This window comes from Bacillus sp. BK450, assembly GCF_004364885.1.
Taxonomy (GTDB): domain Bacteria; phylum Bacillota; class Bacilli; order Bacillales; family Bacillaceae; genus Bacillus; species Bacillus safensis.
Genome location: NZ_SOBQ01000002.1, coordinates 700401 through 716480, shown reverse-complemented (window position 1 = coordinate 716480; position 16080 = coordinate 700401). Strand labels below are relative to the sequence as shown.

Here is a 16080-nt window from a genome sequence, read left to right as displayed (position 1 = left end):
GAAATCAACATGTTTGTTTCATATAAATGGTTAGAAGACTATGTCGATTTAGAAGGCATCAAGCCGGATGAATTAGCAGAAAAAATCACAAGAAGCGGAATTGAAGTGGAAGCCGTTGAATATAAAGGTGAAGGCATCAAAGGGGTTGTCGTTGGACACGTCATTGAACGTGAACAGCATCCGAATGCAGATAAATTAAACAAATGTCTTGTTGATATCGGCGAAGACGCACCGGTGCAAATTATTTGCGGGGCGCCGAATGTAGAGAAAGGACAGTATGTGGCCGTCGCAACGGTTGGCGCAGTCCTTCCTGGCAACTTTAAAATTAAAAAAGCAAAACTGCGCGGTGAAGAGTCTCATGGCATGATTTGTTCTCTGCAAGAATTAGGTGTAGAGAGCAAGCTCGTATCAAAGGAATATGCAGAAGGCATCTTTGTTTTCCCGAATGACGTGAAACCAGGGGATGATGCCCTTCAAGCACTTCAATTAGATGATGCGGTACTTGAGCTTGGCTTAACACCAAACCGTGCCGATGCCCTGAATATGCTGGGTGTGGCTTATGAGGTTGCCGCCATTTTAGGAAGAGACATCAAGCTTCCTGATACAGCACATGACACTTCTTCCGAAAAAGCAGCAGACTATATTTCTGTTAAAATTGAGGATCAAGAAGCGAATCCACTTTATGCAGCGAAGATCATTAAAAATGTAAAGGTTGGACCAGCACCGCTTTGGATGCAAACAAGATTGATGAATGCAGGCATCCGTCCAATTAATAACGTCGTGGATATTACAAACTTTGTACTGCTTGAATACGGCCAGCCGCTTCATGCCTTTGATTATGACCGCTTTGGTTCAAAGCAGGTGGTTGTACGTAAAGCGTCTGACAGCGAAATCATTCAAACACTCGATGAGCAAGAGCGTACATTATCATCAAAGCATCTGGTCATCACGAATGGAACGAAAGCGCACGCGGTAGCTGGCGTCATGGGCGGCTTTGAATCAGAGGTGCGTGATGAGACAACGACGATTCTTTTAGAAGCGGCATATTTCAACGGTCAAACAGTCCGTCAAGCATCTAGAGACTTAGGGCTTCGCAGTGAATCAAGCACACGATTTGAAAAAGGACTCGATCCGCAGCGTACGAAACCGGCAGCAGAAAGAGCAGCTCAATTGATCAGTATGTATGCAGGCGGTGAAGTGCTAAGTGGTACAGTTGAGGAAAATCACCTTGAAGCAAGTATGAATGTCATTCACGTATCAACTGAGCGTGTGAACAAGGTGCTTGGAATGAGCATTTCAAAAGAAGATATGATTCAGATTTTCAACAAACTAGGCTTTACAGTGGGCGAATCAAATGATGTTCTTGTCGTAACAGTTCCTTCCCGCAGAATGGATATTACGATTGAAGAAGACCTCATTGAAGAAGTCGCAAGATTATACGGCTACGATAATATTCCATCTACACTGCCTGCGACAGCCGGCACTGTTGGCGGTCTCACGCCATACCAAGTAAAGCGCAGAAAGGTAAGACGTTTCTTAGAGGGGGCAGGACTTTCTCAAGCGATTACGTATTCATTGACGAATCAGCATAAGTCCACAGCTTTTGCCCTGCATCCAGCTTATGAAACGAGACTTTCTCTGCCGATGAGTGAGGAACGCAGTGTGCTCAGACAAAGTCTTCTGCCAAACTTACTTGATTCTGTAGCATATAACTTGGCAAGACAAGCTGATTCATTCGGATTTTATGAAACGGGCTCTGTTTTCTTAGCAGAAGCTGAAGGGGCAAAACCAGTGGAAAAAGAACATGTCGCTGGTGCGCTGACAGGCTTATGGCATAAAAATCTTTGGCAGGGCGAGAAAAAAGCTGTCGACTTTTATGTAGCGAAAGGAATTGCTGAAGGATTGTTTGAAAAGCTTGGTGTGTCAGACCAAATCACTTGTGTTCAAGCAGAACGTGAGGGACTTCACCCAGGGCGAACAGCAGATGTTCACTTAAATGGTCAAGTCATTGGCTTTGTTGCCGCACTGCATCCAGTCGTTGAAAAAGAATTGGATCTAAAAGAAACGTATGTGTTCGAGTTTGATTTAACAGATGTGATGACGTCTGAAACGAAGGATATGAAATATACAGCGATTCCGAGATTCCCTGCTGTGACAAGAGATATTGCACTTGTTGTCGATCAGCATATCTCAAGCGGACAGCTGGAGCGTGTGATCTATGAAGCAGGCGGTCCATTACTCACAGACCTATCTGTATTTGATGTATATGAAGGGGAACATATGGAAGAAGGCAAAAAATCTGTTGCATTCTCTCTTCAATATTTAAACCCTGAACAAACGTTGACCGAGGAAGAAGTCACAGCTGTTCATACAAAAGTATTGAAAGCACTAGAAGATACGTATCAAGCCGTCTTACGCGGTTAAAGAAAAAAAGCTATGGCCTCATGGGGGACTGACCCCCGTTTTTGAGACAGGGATCAAAACACCTTTATACAGCCAATTGCCGATAGTTGATCGGTGATTGGTTGTTTAGTTTTGTTTGAATACGAATGTTGTTATAATAATAAATGTATTCTTTGACAGTGCGTTCTACGATGGTGGTCGTAGTTCGATCAATGCTGTTAAGATAGAACGTTTCAGACTTTAGCGAGGAATGAAACGATTCGATGGAGGCATTATCAGCGGGCGTCCCTTTACGGGACACGCTCATGGTAATGCCTTTTATATGAACAGCTTTCTGATACTCGTAAGATGTATACACAGAACCTTGGTCGCTATGTAACACACAGTTTTCAGGCAGTGCTGGGAGCTGATCAAGTGTGTTTAAAATAAAGTCTGTGTCCTGCTTATCACCAATCGTAAACGCAATCACTTCTCCATTATATAAATCCAATATACTGGAAAGGTACAATTGTTTCTGTCCATAAGGCAAATACGTGATGTCCGTTACTAGTTTTTCAAGAGGGCGATCAGACTGAAAGTTCCGATCCAGTATATTACTAGCCACAGCATAGGGCTGCCCATTTTTCTTACGCTTTTTCATTTTAACCCGGCACTGCCACTGGTTTTTCTGCATGATACGTTGAACAGTTTTATGGTTAATAAGCATTCTCACTTTTAGTAAGGCTGTGATTTTTCGGTATCCATACCGATACTTGTGCTCTCGGCACAACGTGCCGATTTGTTTCTCTAGTTGTCTTTTAGAATGATTCTGATTCAGATTCTTTTTCCATCTATAGTACGAAGCGCGTGAGACGCCTAAATGGACACAGATGTCCTGTACTGTCATTGTTTTGCACAATTCTTCTACCAGTTTGATTGACGTTTCCTTATCAACTTCCTTTCCAATTCGTTGTACTTTTTTAAAACTTCATTCTGTTGACTCAGATAGCGATTTTCTGCCTGCAGTCTCTCTAATTCGGAAGAGTACTCGGGACCCTTTCTATGGGTATATTGTTTTCCAACAGGCTGTTCGAACCGGTGTGTATCCCCAGCCTTATGCCACCTCACCCATGTCTGAACCTGCGTTTTATTTTTGATATTCAATTCCCGCAAAATCTCTTTCATTGATACGCCTGCCAATCTCATTTCTACAGCCTTCTGTTTGACTTCAACCGGATAACTCACTCTTGTCCCCATAGAAAAAACACCTCCATGTTTTATTTCGGATCACAACGATCCGTTTTCAAACTTGAAGGTGTTTTTTATTTGTCTCATCTTATGGGGTCAGTCCCTGGGCCCTAGCTTTTTTTATAGCATTTTTTTCGCTTTTTGTGTGTTGGCAAAATGCAGCTTTGTAAATTGACGTAAAGCATTTTCACCATGCATTTTGATGAGCTTGGCGGCGGCCTTATCTACATGAGGACCGGCCCCTTTTGGGATGTCAAAGCCTGCAGCCTGTGATAATTTGTCCATTTCAATTAAAAAGGCGTACCTTGCGATAATGGAAGCTGCAGCGACTGACAAATGGATGCCTTCTGCTTTTGTACTAAAATACGTCCGCTCCCGAATAATTTTTTTTCCGGCAAGATGCTTGAAATAAATGCCTGGTTCTGCAAATTGGTCAATCAAAATGGCTTCAGGCTGCTTTCCATCGAGTTTTTCTAGCACAGAGGTGATGACTTGGTTATGAAGCAGTGCCTTCATTTTTCCTTGACTCATGCCTTTTTCCTGCATCGTATTGTACTTTTCATTTCGGAGAACGAGAAGACTGAACGGAATGGTTTTGATGAGATCCTTGGCAATGTTGATAATTTGCGGGTCCTTTAATCCTTTTGAGTCTTTTACGCCAAGCTCTTTCATTAAAGCAAGCTGGCTGGCATCAACATAGGCCGCACAGACTGTGATCGGTCCGAAATAATCACCTGTACCTACTTCATCTGAACCGACGACCGACATGGAAGCAATGCCAGGCGGCGGACTGTATTTTGTGACAGCAGGTGATTTTTGACTTTTCGTATCAGCTGCTTGTAAATGGCTGAATTGACTGGCTTCAGCTTCTGCCTTTTGTCCTTGAAAGAGCACTTTCCCAGATCGATAAGCTGTAATCGTACAGCCAGGGACTTTTGCTTGAAAGAGGGCGCCTGGCGGCAAAGTGTCTGTTAAATGGTGCGCATACGCGCTTTTCATTTTTTTGAGGTCTTCTGATGTTGCTTTTAAAACGGATTGGGGCACAGTGGATAACTCCTTTTTACCTTGATATCATTGATTTCTAAAGTGTACCATAACAGGTAAGGGCTCGTCTTTCCATTCAATGTCTAAACATGTTATGATAGAGACTAGGATTCTCGTGGAATGGAGGAGAAACGTTGTCTGACGGCGGTAAAACGAAAACAACAGTTGAGATATACGGACAGTCCTATACGATCATCGGTCAAGAAACGAAGATGCATATGCGGCATGTTGCGTCAATTGTTGATGATAAAATGAGAGAAATAAATGAAAAAAATCCATACCTTGATATAAACAAATTAGCTGTACTGACAGCAGTCAATGTCGTCCACGACTACTTGAAATTAAAAGAGCAATACGAAAAATTAGAGATTCAGCTAAAAGAAAAGGAATGAAATTACCGTGATCGATATCATCATTTTGTTTTTGCTTCTTATGGGAACGCTTGTCGGTCTAAAACGCGGGTTTATTCTTCAATTTATTAAATTGATCAGCTTTGTTGTTTCTATCTTAGTGGCGTCCATGTTTTATCAGTCACTGGCACCACAGCTTACGTGGATTCCGGCACCTAATTTTAGCGGCGGTCAACCGCAGCTCGCTTTCTTTAGCGGGAATCTAGAAACAGCTTATTATAATACCATTGCGTTTATCATTCTGTTTATCTTGACCAAAATCCTGCTCGCCATCATTGGCGGATTGCTCACAACCATTGCAAGTATACCTGTGATTAAACAGGTGAACAAACTGCTTGGCGGTGTTTTAGGATTTCTTGAAACCTATTTATTTGTGTTTATTCTATTGTTTGTCGCTGCATTACTTCCAGTAGATGCGCTGCAAACAATGATGAGCAAATCAATGTTAGCAGATGTGATCGTAAACAACACCCCTTACCTGTCCGGTCTTGTCAAAGACCTATGGTCGACGTATGGAGTTTAAAAACTTCTCCTTTCCTGGAGAAGTTTTTTCTCATTCCATGACAGAAAGTTGTAGGATGAAGGGAAAGTTTGTATATTTATATAGGAAGATGCCAAAGCGGCTGGAGGATGAGAGATGAATAAAAAAGATATTATCAAACTTCTTGAAACAATTGCAGTATATATGGAACTAAAAGGAGATAATCCTTTTAAAATTTCTGCCTTTCGTAAAGCAGCAGCGGCACTGGAACAAGACGACCGCAGCCTTTCTCAAATAGATGATCTATTAGCATTACCCGGCATTGGAAAAGGAACCTTTGCTGTGATCACAGAGTATATCGAAAAAGGACAATCAGAAACACTCGAACAATTAAAAAAGGAAGTGCCTGAAGGACTTGTCCCGCTCTTAAAATTGCAAGGACTTGGCGGGAAGAAGATTGCTAAGCTTTACCAAGAGCTTGGAGTCCATGATGCACAGTCATTAAAGGAAGCATGTGAAGCGGAAAAAGTACAAGCGCTTGCAGGCTTCGGTAAAAAAACAGAAGAAAAGATTCTCGCTGCTCTTGAGGAGGCCGGAAAGCAGCCAGAACGACTGCCAATTGGCTTTGCATTAGATGTGGCAGAGCGGATTGATCATGCGCTTGAACAGATGAAGGGTATTCTTCGTTTTTCAAGAGCTGGCAGTCTAAGACGTGCAAGGGAAACTGTCAAAGATCTAGATTATATCATTGCGACCAGCGATCCTGAACAAGTCAGAGAGCAGCTCGTTGCACTTGATGATGTCAAAGACGTTATCGCAAGCGGTGATACGAAGGTATCTGTCATTCTTGCCCTTGATTTTGAGATCAGTGTAGACTTCCGTCTTGTGACAACAGACCAATTTGCCACAACGCTGCATCATTTCACCGGCTCAAAAGATCACAATATTCGCATGCGCCAGCTGGCGAAGGAACGCGGAGAGCGTATTAGTGAATATGGTGTGGAAACAATTGAAACTGGAGAAGTCAAAACGTTTGAAGACGAGGCCGCTTTTTATGCGCATTTTGAACTTCCGCTCATTCCGCCAGAAATTCGTGAAACCGGAGCGGAGATTGATACGTATAAAGAAAGTATGCAGTTTGTAGAGTTAAAAGATATGAAAGGCGACCTTCATATGCACTCGACTTGGAGTGACGGCGCATTTTCTATTCGCGAAATGGCAGAGGCATGTATCGCAAAAGGCTATGAATACATGGCGATTACAGACCACTCGCAATATTTAAAAGTAGCAAACGGTTTAACAAAAGAACGTTTACGTCTGCAAGCAAAAGAAATTGACAAGCTGAATCAAGAATTTGAGCATTTTCACATTTTCAAAGGGGTCGAAATGGATATTCTCCCGGATGGATCATTAGATTATGATGATGACTTTTTATCAGACATGGATTTTGTGATTGCGTCCATCCATTCGAGCTTTTCTCAGCCAGAGGAAGTCATCATGGAGCGCCTTGAAAATGCCCTGCGGAATCAGCATGTGGATTTAATTGCACATCCAACAGGCCGTTTGATCGGCAGACGGGACGGCTATGCCTTAAATATAGATCAGCTTATAGAGCTTGCGAAGAAAACGGGAACTGCACTAGAGCTCAACAGCAACCCGTCAAGACTTGATTTGAAAACAGAGCATTTAATGAAAGCAAACGAAGCAGGTGTAAACATCATGATCAATACAGATGCACACAATATCGCCATGCTGGATCATATGGAAGTTGGTGTAACAGCTGCAAGAAAAGGCTGGACACCAAAAGCAAATGTCGTGAATACTTTTTCTCTAAGCGAGATCAAAAAGTTTTTAACGCGTGACAGGTAGTCGTTAGGAGGCTGGACCATGCTGCAACAAAAAGTGTTAGCATCATTAGAATTTCATAAAGTAAAAGAAAAAGTCATGTCCTATACCGCATCCTCATTAGGAAAAGAAAGAGCGCAGGATTTAACGCCGCTGACGGATATAGAAACCATTCAGCATTTGCTGGAAGAGGTAGCAGAAGCACAGGATGTTATCCGCTTAAAGGGATCGGCGCCATTTGGCGGGCTGACGGATATTAGACGCGGGGTCAAACGGGCAGAAATCGGCAGTACATTAAGCCCGTCTGAGCTCATGGAAATTGCAGGACTATTATATGCTGTGAAGAATATGAAGCATTTTCTCAAGTCCATGTATGAAGATGGTGTAGACATACCACGGCTTCATACATATGCAGAGACACTGATTTTACTGCCTGAAGTGAGAAAAGAAATCGAAAGCTGTATTGGTGATAATGGAGAAGTTCTCGACCATGCCACCCCGGCACTTCGTTCATTGCGCATACAATTACGTTCACTTGAATCAAAAGTTCGTGATAAATTAGAATCCATGATTCGTTCACAATCTGCTTCGAAAATGCTGTCAGACACGATTGTCACCATTCGTAATGATCGGTTTGTGATTCCGGTAAAGCAGGAGTACCGCTCGAATTACGGCGGAATTGTTCACGATCAGTCATCATCTGGGGCAACCCTTTTTATCGAGCCGCAAGTGGTCGTGGATTTAAATAACACCTTGCAGCAAACCCGTTTAAAAGAAAAACAAGAGGTCGAAAAGATCCTGCAAATGCTGACAGAGACTGTGTCAGAACACATTGAGGAACTGCTTCACAATGTAAAGGAGCTTCAGACGCTAGATTTTATTTTTGCTAAAGCAAAATATGCAAAGGCAGAAAAAGCCACAAAGCCTGCTGTGAACGATCAAGGGGAGATTTATTTAAAGCGGGCAAGACATCCTCTATTGCCTAGGGATCAGGTTGTGGCAAATGACATTGAGCTCGGCAAAGATTTTTCAACCATCGTCATTACTGGCCCAAATACAGGGGGTAAGACAGTGACCTTAAAAACGCTTGGTCTTCTGACGCTGATGACGCAGTCAGGCCTTCATATTCCAGTTGAAGAAGGATCAGAAGTGGCGGTATTTGACCAAGTCTTTGCTGATATTGGAGATGAACAGTCGATTGAGCAAAGCTTGAGTACGTTCTCATCTCATATGGTCAATATTGTGGATATCTTAAAGAATTTGACATCTAACTCACTCGTGTTATTTGATGAATTAGGGGCAGGAACAGACCCTGCTGAAGGTGCCGCGCTGGCCATGAGTATCTTAGATGAAGTGCATCAAACAAATGCACGCGTCATCGCAACGACTCACTATCCTGAGCTGAAGGCTTACGGGTATAACCGAGAAGGTGTCACAAATGCGAGTGTGGAGTTTGACATTGAAACCTTATCACCAACGTACCGCTTGCTCATCGGTGTGCCCGGACGAAGTAATGCATTTGAAATTTCTAAACGTCTTGGTTTGCCAGATCACCTCATTGACCGGGCAAAAGCGGATATGCATGCCGAACATAATGAAGTAGACCAAATGATTGCTTCATTAGAAGACAGCAAGAAACAAGCAGAAGAAGAGCTGCATGAGACAGAAATCTATAGAAAAGAAGCAGAAAAGCTTCATAAAGAATTGCAGAGACAAATTCTTGAATGGAATGAGCAAAAGGACAAACTGCTAGAAGAAGCTGAACAAAAAGCAACAGAAAAAATTGAACAAGCCTCAAAAGAAGCAGAAGACATCATTCAAGAGCTTCGGTCGATAAAAAATGAGCATCGCTCATTCAAAGAGCATGAACTCATCGATGCGAGAAAGCGTCTTGAAGAAGCAGTTCCTGAGTTTGACCGGAAGAAAAAGCCTGAGCCGGTGAAAAAAGCAGCAAGACAGCTAAAATCAGGCGACGAAGTGAAGGTGCTCACCTTCGGGCAAAAAGGAACGCTGCTTGAACAAACAGGTGACAAAGAATGGAGTGTCCAAATGGGCATTCTGAAAATGAAAGTAAAAGAAAAAGACATGGAATTTATCAAATCAGCACCTGAATTTAAGCAGGAGAAAGCCATTACGGCAGTCAAAGGAAAAGACTATCATGTATCGCTTGAGCTTGACTTAAGGGGCGAGCGTTATGAAAATGCCTTAAGCAGAGTCGAGAAATATTTAGATGATGCTGTCTTAGCTGGTTATCCGCGAGTGTCAATCATTCACGGAAAAGGAACTGGCGCCCTTAGAAAAGGGGTTCAGGAATTACTGAAACAGCACCGAAGTGTGAAAAATGCTCGTTTTGGGGAACAAGGCGAGGGAGGATCAGGCGTTACCATCGTCGAATTAAAGTAAAAAGGAGAAAACGCATGAAAGCCTTTTGGGAAAATGAACTTGTGGAAATTGCCGCCTATTACAGCGTGGCCGTCCTATGTCTTGTCTTATTTCTAACCATTTTTGAACTCGTTACCTCCTATAAAAACTGGGAAGAAATCCAGCGTGGGAACTTAGCTGTTGCCATGGCAACAGGCGGAAAGATTTTTGGGATTGCGAATGTGTTTCAGCATTCAATCGCACAGCACAATTCCCTTCTACAAATGGTTGGATGGGGCGTATACGGCTTTGTGATGCTGCTTGTCAGCTATTTCATTTTTGAATTTTTAACACCACGATTTAAAGTAGACAAAGAGATTGAGAATGATAATAGAGCGGTCGGGTTTATTTCACTCATTATTTCAGTTGGGCTGTCTTACGTAGTAGCAGCCGGCATTTAAGGAGACGACATGGAAAAGCTAGCAAAAGTATTAATCGTAGTTGCCTGCACTTTTGCGGTCATTGGTGCCGTTTACATGTTCCTGTGAAATGAAGAAGACAAAGTGAGAAAGCTGTCAGGGATTCCTTGGCAGCTTTTATCTCACCCAAAGGCGGCGAATCACATGAAGAAAATTCTGCAAAAAGACGAACTCATAAAGCGTATTGATACTTGTCTCCAAATGACTTCTCTGCCAAGAGACATATATGAACCGTATATTGCACGCCCATTTCAAACGACTGGATTTTTTGATGATTTGAGCCCTTATATTCAAATCGATTCGAGCGGCTATATTCTCATTCAATATGAACGAGGAATCCAAATGCTGCATAAAAGAACAAAAGCGGTGGATGAAGTCATTTACTGGATTTTAGCAGACACGATCTTTCTTACAGTCTACATAGACATGATGAGGCAGTATCAAGTCGACAATATCCAGACGCATTTACCTAATGACCCGAGTATCCATCAACAGATCGTGGAGAGAGTAAATGAGTCATTTCGTGCAATTGGTGGATTATATGAACAGTGGCATCATGAGGGAAAAAGAGCATCGATCGAAACACCAGCGAAGAAATAAAGATGGCATGGAACCAAGCTCTATTTGAAAAAAGAAAACTGCCTTAAGGAAAAGTTTGCTATAATAAAATAGTACGAAAGTTCAGGAAGGAGGGTTTTTATGCAGTCAGATAAACGTTGGCTTCTGCATTACCCGAATCAAATTCCCCACGAACTCACCATCCCAAATGAGACGTTACAATCTTACTTATTCAGCTCCGCAGAGGCTGCACCTGAGCATACAGCCATTCATTTTCTAGGAAAAAACATCACCTATGAACAGCTCCAGGAAGAAGCATTGAAACTAGCTGGTCACCTGATGAAAATTGGCGTGAAAAAAGGCGACAGAGTAGCGATCATGCTGCCAAACTGTCCTCAATCTGTCATTTCTTATTATGCTGTTTTAATTGCAGGCGGCATCGTTGTTCAAACGAACCCGCTTTATACGGAGAAAGAACTGGCATATCAAATGGAGGACAGCGGCTCAAAAGTGCTGATTACACTGGATTTATTGTATCCAAAGGCCTATAAAATGAAAGCGCTGACAAGTATGGAGCACTTGATCATCACCAAACTACAGGATTATTTACCATTTCCGAAAAACATTCTGTTTCCTATCGTCCAAAAAAGAAAAAATAAAATGGTCATCCAAGTAGAGAAAAGTGAGACCATTCATCACTTCTCACAAATCATGAAAGAATCGTCAGAAGAACAGATTCCGGCGCTTGCCTTTGATCCAAAAGAGGATGTCGCTGTTTTGCAATATACAGGCGGAACGACTGGTTTACCAAAAGGGGTCATGCTGACGCATGAAAATATTTTAGCGAATACTGAAATGTGCGCTTCTTGGATGTATAAAACGACAAGAGGCAAAGAACGAATCCTTGGCATCATTCCGTTTTTTCATGTATACGGAATGACGACTGTATTAAACCTTGCTGTCAAAGAAGGGCATTCAATGATTCTCCTTCCGCGATTTGACGCAGCTGATACCCTCAAAACGATTGAAAAACAGAAACCGACGCTCTTTCCAGGTGCACCCACCATGTATATTGCCTTGCTGCATCATCCGAACATTGAAAAGTATGACCTGTCGTCCATCACTGCATGTTTAAGCGGCTCGGCGGCTCTTCCTGTTGAAGTCAAACAGAGCTTTGAGAAATTAACAGGAGGGCGTTTAGTAGAGGGGTATGGTCTTTCAGAAACTTCGCCAGTGACCCATTCTAACTTTTTATGGGGAGCAAACAAAACAGGCAGCATTGGCTGTCCGTGGCCTGGGACAGACGCAGGCATTTATTGCGAGGAAACGGGTGGCCTTAAAGAGCCGTATGAGCACGGAGAAATTATCGTCAAAGGGCCGCAAATTATGAAAGGCTATTGGAATCAGCCAGAGGAGACAGCAGCTGTATTAAGGGATGGATGGTTTTTCACCGGAGATATTGGGTATATGGATGAGGACGGTTTTTTCTATATCGTTGACCGGAAAAAAGATGTCATTATTGCGAGCGGTTATAATATTTACCCAAGAGAGGTCGAAGAAGCCCTATATGAGCATGAGCTTGTACAAGAAGTCGTGGTCGCAGGTATACCAGATCCTTATAGAGGAGAAACAGTAAAAGCGTTTGTTGTGCCGAAAAAGGATGCTTATTTAACAGAGGATGAACTCGATCGCTTTGTCAGAACGAGAATTGCTTCATTTAAAGTACCGCGCGTGTATGAATTTAAAGAATCACTGCCTAAAACGGCTGTCGGAAAAATTTTGCGCAGAGTATTAATTGAAGAAGAAAAAAGAAAGCAAGCTTCATCATCTGAGACACCTGTCGATCAATTGAAGAAATAACGGCCTTCATCATCCGGTCGAGCGGCCGGATGATTTGAATGATGACAGTCTGCTCTGGTATGATAAAGGTTGAAAAGAAAGAAGAAGATCACTTGACAAATCACCCGTTTCTTTTTAACATAAAGTTATGAATGAATGCTCATTCAATTTAGAAAGGGACGAAGCACATTGAAGCAGAAAAGACCGAAGTACATGCAAATTATTGATGCAGCAGTTGTGGTGATTGCGGAGAACGGCTATCATCAATCACAAGTTTCAAAGATTGCGAAACAAGCAGGGGTAGCAGACGGAACCATTTATCTTTATTTCAAAAACAAAGAGGATATTCTCATCTCATTGTTCAAAGAAAAAATGGGACAATTCATCGAACGGATGGAGACAGATATTCAAAAGAAGCCGTCTGCAAAAGAAAAGCTTCTACTGTTGATTGAGGAGCATTTTCGCATGCTGGCGCAAAATCATCATTTGGCTCTTGTGACACAGCTTGAACTCAGGCAGTCAAACCTTGAGCTGCGGCAAAAAATCAATGAGGTGCTAAAAGGGTATTTAAATATGCTCGAGTCGATTTTAACAGAAGGAAAGAAAACAGGAGAATTCAGACAAAATTTAGATGTCCGCTTAGCAAGACAAATGGTATTTGGGACGATTGATGAAACCGCAACAACATGGGTCATGAATGATCAAAAATATGATCTGCCTGCACTCGCAGAAAGTGTACATGATCTGCTGTTAAACGGAATACATCAATCCTAAAGACAATGTGAAAAAGGATGATTGACATGGAAAAAATACTCAGCTTACATCATGAAGGACAGACAGCGCTCATCACGATTCAGAACCCGCCTGCAAATGCCTTATCCTCTCAGCTGCTCACTGAGCTTAATGACATGTTTGATAAGCTCGAACAGAATGAAGAAGTAAGAGCGATTGTGATCCACGGAGAAGGCAGATTCTTCTCAGCAGGTGCTGATATTAAAGAATTTACGACTTTACAGGAAGAGTCTGATTATGCAAGCCTCGCTGATAGAGGACAGCAAGTCTTTGAACGGATTGAACAGTGTCCAAAGCCAGTCATTGCCTCGATTCACGGAGCAGCATTAGGCGGAGGCCTTGAGCTTGCTATGTCTTGTGATATCCGAATCGCAACAAAAGATGCAAAGCTTGGACTGCCAGAACTAAACCTCGGCATTATTCCAGGATTCGGCGGCACGCAGCGCCTCCCTCGCTACGTTGGTTCTGCTAAAGCGCTTGAAATGATGGGAACAGCTGAACCGATTACAGGTGAAGAAGCATTTACGTGCGGCCTTGTTACAAAGCTGGCAGAAACAGAGGAAGAAGCGCTCGAAGCGGCTAAAACACTTGCGGGGAAATTTGCCGCGAAAAGCCCAAAATCACTTGAATATGTGCTTGATTTATTGAACGCCACAAAATTGTATTCATATGATGGCGGAATGAAGCTGGAAGCCAAAAAGTTTGGTGAGGTTTTCCAATCAAATGACGCCAAAGAAGGCATCCAGGCCTTTATAGAAAAGCGCAAACCGAACTTTAAAGGGGAATAAGGGATAAGTACGACACAAGGGGGAGAAATAAATGAATATATTTGTTTTGATGAAGCGTACGTTTGACACGGAAGAGAAAATTTCGATTCAGTCTGGTGCAATTCAAGAAGATGGAGCAGAGTTCATTATTAATCCTTATGACGAGTATGCCATTGAAGAAGCCATTCAGCTTCGCGATGAGCACGGGGGAGAAGTGACCGTTGTGACAGTTGGCGGTGAGGATGCAGAGAAACAGCTGAGAACAGCGCTTGCTATGGGCTGTGACAGGGCCGTCTTATTAAACGTCGAAGATGACTTAGAAGAGTGGGACCAATATTCAGCTTCTACCATTCTTTATCACTATTTAAAAGACAAAGAGGCTTCCTTGATCTTAGCAGGGAATGTAGCAATTGACGGCGGCTCTGGACAGGTAGCACCGCGTCTTGCTGAATTACTCGGTTTTTCATATGTGACTACGATAACAAGTATTCAAATTGACGGCGGCTCTGTATCGATTGAACGAGATGCAGAGGGGGATGTGGAAGTCATTTCTGCCGAACTCCCGCTTGTCGTCACAGCTCAGCAAGGACTCAATGAGCCTCGCTATCCATCATTACCAGGCATTATGAAGGCAAAGAAAAAGCCTTTAGAAGAATTGGAACTTGATGATTTAGATCTGGATGAAGACGATGTACCATATAAAATCAAAACAATTGAACGTTTCTTACCGGAGAAAAAAGAGGGTGGCAAGGTGCTGAGCGGCGAGCTTCAGGATCAAGTCAAAGAACTGACAGATCTACTCAGAAATGAAGCAAAAGTCATCTAAACATCCACTTTACGATATCACGAGAACAAGGGGGAGCTTAAAGATGAGTAAAAAAGTTGTTGTACTTGGAGAAAGTCGTGACGGTAAATTAAGAAATGTGACATTTGAAGCCATTGCTGCCGCTCACAAAGTGGCAGATGGCGGTGAGGTCATTGGCGTGTTAATAGGGGATGACGTCAAAGACCTAGCAGATGAACTGCTTTACTATGGAGCGGATCATGTCATGATTGTGGAGCATCCGCACCTTTCATATTATACGTCAGATGGTTTTGCGCAGGCACTTCAAGCCATATTAGATCAGGTCGATCCGGATGCTGTGCTCTTTGGCCATACGTCGATCGGAAAAGACTTGTCGCCGAAAATAGCTGCACGTCTCCAGACTGGCTTGATTTCAGATGCGATCGATGTAAGCGTTACCGGTGAACATCTTGTTTTCACTAGACCGATTTACTCTGGAAAAGCTTTTGAAAAAGTCATTTCGACAGACCGCCTGCTTCTAGCAACCATCCGGCCAAACAACGTGGCACCACTTGAGCGTGATGCGTCACGAGGCGGAGAAGTCACGCCGGTTTCTGTCGATATTCAGAACCTTCGGACGATCGTGAAGGAAGTCATTAAAAAAACGTCAGAAGGTGTAGATTTATCGGAAGCAAAGGTCATTGTTGCTGGAGGGCGCGGGGTTAAGAGCAAGGAAGGCTTTGAACCGCTGAATGAACTCGCTGAGACGCTGGGGGCAGCAGTCGGAGCCTCGCGCGGAGCCTGTGACGCTGACTATTGTGATTATGCCCTGCAAATTGGTCAGACGGGAAAAGTGGTCACACCTGATCTTTATATTGCATGCGGGATATCAGGAGCGATTCAGCATTTAGCGGGAATGTCTAACAGTAAAGTCATTGTGGCAATCAACAAAGACCCAGAAGCGGAAATTTTCAAAATCGCCGATTATGGAATCGTTGGTGACTTGTTTGAAGTGGTACCGCTTTTGAATGAAGAGTTAAAAAAGATGAATATCCACTCGTAACGCTCATACACTCAGAATGCCTAGGTA

At 42.9% G+C, this 16080-nt stretch carries 14 protein-coding genes; 12 read left to right on the top strand and 2 right to left on the bottom strand.

Annotated elements, in window-relative coordinates; all coding sequences use genetic code 11:
- The first annotated feature begins 9 nt into the window (after positions 1 to 9).
- Entirely contained in the window at positions 10 to 2424 is a 2415-nt protein-coding gene (gene pheT, locus EV579_RS08900) for a phenylalanine--tRNA ligase subunit beta (RefSeq protein ID WP_133744284.1), read from the top strand.
- A gap of 64 nt (positions 2425 to 2488) precedes the next feature.
- Here pheT and EV579_RS08895 read toward each other — a convergent pair.
- A protein-coding gene (locus tag EV579_RS08895; RefSeq protein WP_133744283.1) for an IS3 family transposase occupies positions 2489 to 3639 on the bottom strand; the annotation gives its coding sequence in 2 pieces (ribosomal slippage) (positions 2489 to 3366 and positions 3366 to 3639; 1152 coding nt in all).
- Between the two features lie 111 nt (positions 3640 to 3750).
- On the bottom strand, positions 3751 to 4629 hold the full coding sequence (rnhC, locus tag EV579_RS08890) for a ribonuclease HIII (RefSeq protein WP_249116575.1): 879 nt from the start codon (positions 4627 to 4629) through the stop codon (positions 3751 to 3753).
- A 179-nt stretch (positions 4630 to 4808) separates the two neighbouring features.
- Between rnhC and zapA the strand changes: the two genes are divergently transcribed.
- From zapA to EV579_RS08835, 11 genes are all read left to right on the top strand, one after another.
- The gene (zapA, locus tag EV579_RS08885) at positions 4809 to 5066 is read left to right on the top strand and encodes a cell division protein ZapA (protein WP_012010831.1); all 258 of its coding nucleotides are present in this window, start codon (positions 4809 to 4811) and stop codon (positions 5064 to 5066) included.
- Positions 5067 to 5073: 7 nt separating this feature from the next.
- Positions 5074 to 5607, top strand: coding sequence for a CvpA family protein (locus tag EV579_RS08880; protein ID WP_024423226.1), 534 nt, complete (start codon positions 5074 to 5076; stop codon positions 5605 to 5607).
- A 114-nt stretch (positions 5608 to 5721) separates the two neighbouring features.
- Positions 5722 to 7434 (top strand): DNA polymerase/3'-5' exonuclease PolX, encoded by a 1713-nt coding sequence (gene polX, locus EV579_RS08875; protein WP_133744281.1) that lies wholly within the window; start codon positions 5722 to 5724, stop codon positions 7432 to 7434.
- Between the two features lie 21 nt (positions 7435 to 7455).
- Positions 7456 to 9813, top strand: coding sequence for an endonuclease MutS2 (locus tag EV579_RS08870; protein ID WP_133744351.1), 2358 nt, complete (start codon positions 7456 to 7458; stop codon positions 9811 to 9813).
- A gap of 14 nt (positions 9814 to 9827) precedes the next feature.
- Positions 9828 to 10232 carry a DUF350 domain-containing protein gene (locus EV579_RS08865; RefSeq protein ID WP_007501637.1) on the top strand — a complete coding sequence of 135 codons (405 nt, stop codon included), beginning with the start codon at positions 9828 to 9830 and terminating at the stop codon, positions 10230 to 10232.
- Positions 10233 to 10394: 162 nt separating this feature from the next.
- A complete protein-coding gene (locus EV579_RS08860) occupies positions 10395 to 10850 on the top strand; it encodes an Imm63 family immunity protein (RefSeq protein ID WP_133744280.1) in 456 nt (151 codons plus the stop codon).
- Positions 10851 to 10949: 99 nt separating this feature from the next.
- Complete coding sequence (locus tag EV579_RS08855; RefSeq protein WP_133744279.1) at positions 10950 to 12668, top strand: AMP-binding protein; 1719 nt, start codon at positions 10950 to 10952, stop codon at positions 12666 to 12668.
- 168 nt (positions 12669 to 12836) lie between these two features.
- Complete coding sequence (locus tag EV579_RS08850; protein WP_024427175.1) at positions 12837 to 13421, top strand: TetR/AcrR family transcriptional regulator; 585 nt, start codon at positions 12837 to 12839, stop codon at positions 13419 to 13421.
- Between the two features lie 26 nt (positions 13422 to 13447).
- Positions 13448 to 14227, top strand: a complete 780-nt coding sequence (locus tag EV579_RS08845; RefSeq protein ID WP_025092456.1) for an enoyl-CoA hydratase — start codon at positions 13448 to 13450, stop codon at positions 14225 to 14227.
- 31 nt (positions 14228 to 14258) lie between these two features.
- Entirely contained in the window at positions 14259 to 15032 is a 774-nt protein-coding gene (locus EV579_RS08840; protein ID WP_024427173.1) for an electron transfer flavoprotein subunit beta/FixA family protein, read from the top strand.
- 43 nt (positions 15033 to 15075) lie between these two features.
- Positions 15076 to 16053, top strand: a complete 978-nt coding sequence (locus EV579_RS08835) for an electron transfer flavoprotein subunit alpha/FixB family protein (RefSeq protein WP_073206874.1) — start codon at positions 15076 to 15078, stop codon at positions 16051 to 16053.
- Positions 16054 to 16080 lie beyond the last annotated feature (27 nt).